This window comes from Actinomycetospora sp., assembly GCF_055612215.1.
Genome location: NZ_JBVPVA010000998.1, coordinates 1 through 4726, shown reverse-complemented (window position 1 = coordinate 4726; position 4726 = coordinate 1). Strand labels below are relative to the sequence as shown.

The window sequence follows — 4726 nt, the reverse complement described above, 5'->3', positions numbered from 1 at the left end:
GCGCCCTCGTCGCGCGGCCCGGAGAGCAACAGGCCCGGGCCGCCCAGCTCCCGCAGCCGGCGCAGCACCGGCTGCATCAGTCCTCCCGCCGCGCCCGCGGCCGACCGGGCGAGCACGACGTGCAGTCCGATGTCGCGTCCCTGGGCGAGCAGGTCGAGCAGCGGGCTCAGCGGGTCGCCGCCCGGGGTGGCGACGAGGTCGTGGTCGTCGACCACCACGAGCATGTGCGGGCCGTCCCACCAGCTCCGGGCGCGCAGCTGCGCCGGGGTGACCTCGGGTCCGGGCAGCCGCGCGGCCATCTTCTCGGCGGCGAGGGGCAGGGTGCGCTCGGCGGCCGGGGCCGAGCCCAGGTACACCGACGCGTGCTCCTCGGGGACCGCGTCGAGCAGCGTGCGCCGGTAGTCGACGACGAGGACGCGCAGCTCGTCCGGGGGGTAGGCCGCGCACAGCGCCCGCACCACGGCGCGCAGCGTCGCCGTCCGTCCCGAGCCGGCCTCGCCGAAGACCAGCAGGTGCGGGTCGCGCCCGGCGAGCAGGTCGAGCTCGAGCGGCGCGAGGTCGTGCTCGCGCAGCCCGATCGGCACCGACCGGCCGGAGTCCCCGCCGGCCACCAGGGACGCCGCGGGGACCAGCTCCGGCAGCATCCGGATCGGCGGGGCGGCCGCGCCGCGCCACGCGGCGGCCGCGCGCGCCGCCGTCGTCGCCGCGTCCTCCGTGCGCCCGTCCTCGTCGGTGACGACCGGCAGGGCGATCTGGGCGCGGGACCCGGCGCCGACCAGCGCCCGGCCCGGCGTGCTCGGCACGGCGCGGGCGGCCCGGCGGTCGATCAGCGAGTCGGCCGAGTCGCCGAGGCGCAGCTCGACGCGGGTGCCGAGCGCGTCGCGCAGCGCCGGGCGCAGGTCCCACCAGCGGCCGGCGCCGATCACGAGGTGCAGCCCGTGCCCGAGGCCGCGCGCCGCGAGGGCCGTCAGCCGCGGCTCGAGATCCTCGAACTCGCCGCGCAGCGCACCCCAGTCGTCGACCACGAGCAGCACGTCGCGCCCGTACCCGGTGTCCCGCGCGGGATCGTCGGGCCCCGTGACGGCGAGCGCGGCCCCGACCCCCGCGCCCGGCGGGAGCGCGGCCACGGTGCCGGACGACCCGGCCCGCTCCCGTTCCGCGACCAGCCCCTCGAGCTGCGCGACCAGCCGCCGCACCACCTCGGGCCGGTGGCGGCCGGCGACGCCCCCGACGTGCGGCCACCCCTCGAGCGCCGACAACGAGCCGCCCCCGAGGTCGATCGCGTAGACGGTGAGCTCGTCCGGGGCGTGGGTCAGCGCCGCGGCGGTGACGAGCGTGCGCAGGGCGGTGCTCTTCCCGGTGCGCGGCGCGCCGACGATCCCGAGGTGCCCCCCGGTGCCGGAGAGGTCGACGACCAGGGGCTCCTGGGCCTGGCGGTCGGGCCGGTCGACCAGGCCGAGCGGCAGCGCGAGCCGGTCCGGGCGCGGGGCGAGCAGACCCCGTCCGGGCACGACCGCCGGGTGGGCGAGCACCGCGGTCAGCGGCAGCGCGGGCGGCAGCGGCGCCAGCCACACCTGGTGCACCCGCGGCGCGGCCTCGCGCAGCCGCGCGACGACGACGTCGAGCGTCGAGCGCTGCTCGGGGTCGGAGAGCTCGGGGCCGAGCGCGGGCATCTCGTCGGCGCGCTCGCCGCGCCCGTCGAAGGCGCGGAACGGCCGCGCCCGGGGCCGCGCGACCCGGTTGCGGACCGGCTCGACGTACGGGGCGGACACCGTCGCGACCCGCAGCCGCCGGTACACCGTCGTGTCGACCTTGAGGTAGGCCGAGCCGGGCACCGGCGGCAGCTCGAACGCGTCGGCGTTCCCGATGACGGTGCGGCTCTCCGCGGCCGAGAACGTGCGCAGCGCGAGCCGGTAGGACAGGTGCGAGTCGAGACCCCGCAGCCGCCCCTCCTCCAGCCGTTGCGTCGCGAGCAGCAGGTGCACCCCGAGCGAGCGGCCCACCCGCCCGACCTGCACGAACAGGTCGATGAAGTCCGGCTGGGCGGTGAGGAGCTCGGAGAACTCGTCGACGATCACCAGCAGGTGGGGCATCGCCCGCGGCCGGGTCCGGGCTCCGGGGGGCTCGCCGGCCGCGTCGCCGCGCTGCTCGCGCGCAAGGCGCAGCCGACGGTGCTCGCGGATGCCGGTGAGGTCGCCCGCGTCGCGCAGCAGCTGTTCGCGGCGCCGCAGCTCGCTGCGCAGCGCGTCGGCGAACCGTTCGACGGTCTCCGGGTCGTCCTCCAGGTCGGTGATCGACCCGGCGACGTGCGGGAGCTCCGCCATCCCGGCGAACGTCGCGCCGCCCTTGTAGTCGACGAGGACGAACGCGAGGTCGTCCGGCGGGTGGGTCGCGGCGAGCCCGGTGACCAGGGTCCGCAACAGTTCGGACTTCCCGGACCCGGTGGCGCCCACGACGAGGCCGTGCGGGCCCATGCCGGAGAGCGCGGACTCCTTGAGGTCCAGCTCGACCGGCGCCCCGTCCGCGTCGACCCCGAGCGGGACCCGTAGCAGGTCGGGCTCGGCGCGCCGTGCCCACGTCCGGCCCGGGTCCAGCGCCGCGACGTCGTCCACCCCGAGCAGGTCGGACAGGCCGCTCACCTCGGACAGCGCCACCCGGCCGGCGCGGCGGGACAGCCGGCAGGGCGCGAGGCGGCGCGCGAGCGTCTCCGCCTCGGCCACCCCGAGGGAGTCCGGCACGAGCCGGTCGGCGGCCGCGAGCCCGGCGAGCTCCTCGGGCGGGCTGCCGTCGCGCCCGCGGCGCACCTCGACGGCGGCGCGGGCGCGCCCGACGTGCACCGTGACCTCGACGTGGGCGGGGCGGCGGGCCGGGTCGGCGAGCACGTGGAGCAGGGCGACGCCGAGGCCGGCGAGCTCCTCGAGCGGGTCCGGCACCGGCAGCGGACCGTCGACCACGACGACCAGTGCCGGCCCCTCGGCGGACCGCGGCGACGCGCCGGGCCCCGTGCGGCGTGCGCGCCGGCGGCGGTCGAGCTCGGCGGCGAGCAGGTGCAGCAGCCCGCCGGCGTCCTCGGCGACCAGCAGGCCGGTGCCGTCGGGGCCACCGCCGGAGGGGTGGCGGGCGTGCGGGAGCCACTTCACCCAGTCCCACGCCGCCCGGGCGGACGGGTCGGGGCAGCAGACGGCGACGCGGACGTCGTCGGGGGCGTGCAGCGTCACGAGCTGGGCGAGCACCGCGCGCGCGAGGGCCCGGCCCCGCCCGGGGTCCCCGACGAGCGCGACCCCGCGCCGCAGCGGCAGCGCGACCGGGACGTCGGGGACCGGGCCGAGGCGTTCCACCAGCCGCCGGGCGGCCGCCTCGGTGCCCGGATCCCGGGGCGCCGTCGGGTCGGGCTCCGCGAGCGCGGGTGCCGCGATCCCGGGCACCCGGCCCCGCCCGACGCGCAGCACGAGGAAGTCCGGGTCGTCCGGGCGGCGCTCCCAGAGCGTGTCGACGCGGTCGGGAATCCCGGCGAGCACCCCCGGGTCGGGGTGCGCCTCCTCGGCCACCCGGCGCTGGTCGTCGGCGGCCGCGCGCACCGCCGTCCGGACCTCCGCCAGGTGGGCGAGGTAGCGCAGCCGGGTGTCGGTGCCCTGCTCCTTCGACCGCCCCCGGGTCTGCACGAGCACGAGCACGCCCATGCCGAGCGCCCCGACGACGAACACTCCGGCGGCGAGGAAGAGGACCGGGTTCCGGTTGACCAGCGCGAACCCGAGCATCCCGGCGCTGCCGAGCAGGGGGAACAGCGCGTACGTCCACGGCGTGGGCGGCCCGCCGCCGCTCGAGGCGGGCGGATCGGCGAGCCGGACCGGGGCGGGAGTCGGTCGAATCGGCCCACTGCGCGGGGGTCGGTGGATCAGGATGTCGTTCATGGCCATCCGTCAGCCCCTCCCCGTCGCCGGTCGGCGCGGGCTCGACCCGTCCGGGCCCCTCGAGCTCCCGCCCGGGGTCCGCGAGCCGGCGACGGGTCCCGACGGCGGGTGGTGCACGGTGCGCGTCCGCGGCCCGGAGGGGGCGGTGGACGCCGCGCTGCCCGCGGGCGCCGCCGTCGCGGAGGTCGTCGAGGAGCTGGCCGGCCGGCTCCTGCCGGGCGCCCCGCTGATCCGCGGCGCGGACGGTCGGCCCTGGTACCTGCACCGCACCGGGGCGGGCCCGCTTCCGCCCGGGGTCACGCTCGAGGCCGCCGGGGTGCGCGACGGCGACGTGCTGCACCTCGGCCCCTGGCCGATGCCCCGTCCGGCGCAGACCGTGGACGACGGGCTCGTCGCGCTCGCCGACGGCTCGGCGCGGGTGGCGCGGTGGACGCCGCAGCGGGCGGGGGTGCTCGTCACCGCGCTGCTCGTCGGGGTGGCCACCGTCGCGGCCGCCCTCTCGCTCGCGCTGCCGGCCTCGCCGCTGGTGGCGCTCGCGCTCGCCGGGATGCTGCTCGGGCTCGCCGCACTGCAGCGGCGCACCCGTCCCCACCCGGGCGTCCCGGCCCGCGCCGGCGTCGGGTCCTCGGCGGGGAGGGCGTCGTCAGCCGCCGGGAGGGCCGACCTCGCGGTCCTGCTGACCCTCGCCGGGTCGGCCCTCGCGGTCGGGGCCGGCCTCGCGTGGCTCGTCGTCGCCGAGCGCGGGCCCTGGTGGGCGGGCGCGGGCACGCTCGGCGTGGCCGTCTCCCTGCCCGCGGCCCTCGTGGCGGGCGACC

2 protein-coding genes are annotated in these 4726 nt (G+C 79.5%); one reads left to right on the top strand and one right to left on the bottom strand.

Features of this window, described 5'->3' with window-relative positions:
* A partial coding sequence (gene eccCa / locus AC0CYZ_RS27075) for a type VII secretion protein EccCa (RefSeq protein ID WP_472221145.1) occupies positions 1 to 3911 on the bottom strand: 3911 nt, incomplete at its 3' end.
* Here eccCa and AC0CYZ_RS27070 point away from each other — a divergent pair.
* Positions 3910 to 4726: EsaB/YukD family protein (locus AC0CYZ_RS27070; protein ID WP_472221143.1), on the top strand; the 817-nt coding region annotated here is incomplete at its 3' end. The genes eccCa and AC0CYZ_RS27070 overlap by 2 nt on opposite strands.